The organism is Kitasatospora sp. NPDC007106 (assembly GCF_040634455.1).
GTDB classification, from domain to species: Bacteria; Actinomycetota; Actinomycetes; order Streptomycetales; family Streptomycetaceae; genus Kitasatospora; species Kitasatospora arboriphila.
This window is the reverse complement of sequence record NZ_JBEYFP010000698.1, coordinates 1-3,058: the sequence shown is the minus strand read 5'-3', so window position 1 is coordinate 3,058 and position 3,058 is coordinate 1. Positions and strand designations below refer to the sequence as shown.

At 72.9% G+C, this 3,058-nt stretch carries 5 protein-coding genes; 3 read left to right on the top strand and 2 right to left on the bottom strand.

Annotation, left to right across the window (positions count from 1 at the left end; all coding sequences use genetic code 11):
- Positions 1–427: hypothetical protein (locus ABZ641_RS31000; protein WP_359987153.1), on the bottom strand; the 427-nt coding region annotated here is incomplete at its 3' end.
- Between the two features lie 60 nt (positions 428–487).
- Positions 488–631, bottom strand: coding sequence for a hypothetical protein (locus tag ABZ641_RS30995; protein WP_359987150.1), 144 nt, complete (start codon positions 629–631; stop codon positions 488–490).
- A 295-nt stretch (positions 632–926) separates the two neighbouring features.
- Here ABZ641_RS30995 and ABZ641_RS30990 point away from each other — a divergent pair, with 295 nt between their 5' ends.
- The 3 genes from ABZ641_RS30990 to ABZ641_RS30980 all read left to right on the top strand — a co-directional run.
- Complete coding sequence (locus tag ABZ641_RS30990; RefSeq protein ID WP_344623807.1) at positions 927–1,730, top strand: methyltransferase domain-containing protein; 804 nt, start codon at positions 927–929, stop codon at positions 1,728–1,730.
- A 169-nt stretch (positions 1,731–1,899) separates the two neighbouring features.
- Positions 1,900–2,409, top strand: coding sequence for an SUKH-4 family immunity protein (locus ABZ641_RS30985; protein ID WP_359987147.1), 510 nt, complete (start codon positions 1,900–1,902; stop codon positions 2,407–2,409).
- A 145-nt stretch (positions 2,410–2,554) separates the two neighbouring features.
- The coding region (locus ABZ641_RS30980; protein WP_359987144.1) for a hypothetical protein at positions 2,555–3,058 on the top strand (504 nt) is incomplete at its 3' end.

Here is a 3,058-nt window from a genome sequence, read left to right as displayed (position 1 = left end):
GGCGGGGCCGCTCACGATCTGCCAAGAAGTCGGCCTTCTCCGGACGCGTCACCGCGACCGTGACGGCCAGGGCGTCGTCGACGTGGTGGAAAGGGGCGACGTCCTGCCGGTCGAAGCCGGACACCACCAGGACCCCGTCGCCCAGATGGATCCGCAGCCCCGGCACCGGTCGCCACGGGCAGGTGGTGATCTCCGTCAACCCGGCGACGACGTCCGGCAGCAGCGCCGGAGGGATCGCCGAGACCGCCCTGTGGGACACCGGTCCGTGGGCGATCTCGAGCAGGCTCCGCTGGGCGAGCAACTCGGCGAGCCCGGCATCGACCACCCTCCAGCCCGCTTCGTCCGGGCCGAGGTCGAAGAAACGATCGGTGTCGTTCGCGTCGTACGCGCAGACCCATTCCCCCTCGTCCCCACTCAGGAAGACCATCCTGTCGGGGGCGAAACGGGCGTGCCGGGGCGTCCCAACCTGCCAGACGCTCCCCGCTGCTCACAGAAGCGGCGACGTCGCCGCGTACGTGCGCCGGACCCGGTCCGGCAGCCAGGCGAGGCACTCGGGCATCGGCTCTTCGCGCCCTCTGCGGCCGAACCACTGCCCGGCGACGTCCGCGACCACCACGTCTCCGATGTGCACAGGTCCTCCGTCGGCGGGTCGCGGGCTCGAATCCCATCAGCCCACGGGGCGCGGTGTCCAGGGGCGTCGCGACGCCGGCGGATCGGACCGGCGGATCGGACCGGCGGACCGGACCTGCGGACCGACGGCAGGTGAACCTCGGGCCGAGGCCGTCACCCACGACCCCGTGCCGCGTTGTGAGGGAGTGCGGCACACTGGCTGCGGACGACCGCGAAGGAACCGCACGCACGACGACGATCACTCTCCAGGCAGGGGTGGCACGGTGGCAGACGGTACCCGGCAGGCGGAGCCCGCCATGAATCCCGCGGTGCGCGACACGTACGGCCCGGCGGATCTCGGCAACAACCCCGTGTTCGCCGGAGGGTTCATCAACTTCGGCCACTGGCAGGCGATCGACCTCGACCGGCCGCTCGACGAGGCCGACCGGATCCGCAGCCAGCAGGACCTCTACCGCCAGGTCCTCCGCGCCGCCGCACTGCCGGACGAACCGGAGATCCTCGAAGTCGGCTGCGGGCTCGGCATGGGCTGCGCCCTGACGCTGAGCGAGTGCGGGCGCGCCACCGTCACCGGCATGGACATCCACCCCGAGCAGCTGCAGCGGGCCCGCGACACCCATGCCGACCTGCTGCGCCGGGAGCCGGACCGGCTGCGGTTCGTCCAAGGCGCGGCCGAGTGCATGCCGGTGGAGGGCAAGGGGTTCGACGCCGTGATCAGCGTGGAGGCCGCCCAGCACTTCCCGGACCTCCGGGCCTTCGCCGAGGAGACGTCGAGGGTGCTGCGGCCGGGTGGCCGGGCGGCCTTCGCCAGCTTCTTCACCGTCGACGGCGCCCCCGGCCGGCCCGGGGAACTCGCCGCCCTGCTGGACACCTTCGCCAACGGCCTGGACATCGCCCGCCCGGTGCAGCAGCTCGCGGACGCACTCACCGGGGCCGGCCTCGCCGGTGTGCACGTCGAATCGATCGGACGGCACGTCTGGCCGGGCTGGGACCGGTGGCTGAGCCGGTGGTGGGCCCCGGAGACCTGGCCGCGGAACTTCCTGCGGGCCTACGAGCGGGGAATCCTCGACTACTACCTGGTCACGGCGGAGCAGCCCCGGTAGCGGCCCGGCGCGACGGCCGCCGAGCGCATCCCCGACGGCGTCCGGACCCTGATCGAGGGCTTCCGGACCGCGGTCGAACAGCGTCGGCACCGGCCGGCCGGCAAGGGGTTGCGTTCGCACGGCCGGGGAGGTGTCGCCCGGCACGGTCCCGTGCGGGAGGATCCCTCCCGTGAGCCACCCCCTGCCGCCCCTGCCGGAACCCGCGTACGCCCTGATCCGCGTCGAGTCCCCGCCCGAGGTGCCCACCCGGATCGCCGACCGCCTCCGGGAGCCCGGCATCCCGGCCGGGCTGATCGGCTACGAGTACCGGCCGCTGGGGGAGCCGCTGTTCTTCGGCGCGGTCGGCGAGCAGGGCGCGGTCGCCGTCGCCACGTGCGGCCTGTTCGGGTACATCGCCGTCGACGTGGCCACCGGGCGCGTGGTGCAGGTGCCCCGCGCCGACTCGGCGAAGGCCGGTCACGTGAACGGCGACCTGGACTCGTTCGACCGGTGCGTCGAGGCCGTGATCGCCCGCTTCCCGTTCTACGCGGAGGACGAGGAGGACCGCTTCGCGGAGGTGGCGGACGAGCTCCGCGCCCTCCTGCCCCGCATCGACCGGACCGTTCTCGCACACAACGGGTTCTGGGAGACGTTCTGCGACGACGTCGAGATGGGGAGTTACCCCGACGGCGACGACTGATCCACCGGCGTCGGCCGTACTCGCAAGGGCTCCCGCCACCACCTCGGGACGGTGTCGGTGCCGGCCCCTACAGTGACCCGGACCGACGGCGTCCGGTCCCGCGACACGGCCGTGCGCCGCCCCCGCCACCGAGGAGCCGCAGACCGTGGGGTACCACACCGAGTTCACCGGCCGGATCGAGGTCGTGCCGCCGCTCAACACGGCCGAGCGGACCTACCTGCGGAAGTTCGCCGGGAGCCGGCGGATGGACCGGGACGCCGGCCCCTACTACGTCGACGGCCCTCCCCACAGGCCGTTCGGCCCCTCCGGGCGGGCCGGGAACGACGTCGTCCGCGACGCCAACCGGCCACCGGCAGGACAGCCCGGCCTGTGGTGCCACTGGGAACCCGTCGAGGACGGAAGCGGAATCGAATGGAACGGGGCGGAGAAGTTCTACTTCGCCACGGAATGGATGAGCTACCTCGTCGACCACTTCCTCAAGCCCGGCGCCGCCGCCCAGGGCCACCCCGGGTTCGAGCACTTCACCTTCGACCACGTCCTCAACGGCACGATCGAAGCGGTCGGCGAGGAACCGGGGGACGAGTGGCAGCTCCTCGTCCGGGACAACACCGTCAGCGCGATCGCCCCCGACCCCGGGGAGCCGGACTGG

What these genes read in the sequence shown, in the direction of transcription:
- ABZ641_RS30990 (WP_344623807.1), top strand. Translation starts at nt 927, where the DNA reads ATGAATCCCGCGGTGCGCGACACGTACGGCCCGGCGGATCTCGGCAAC.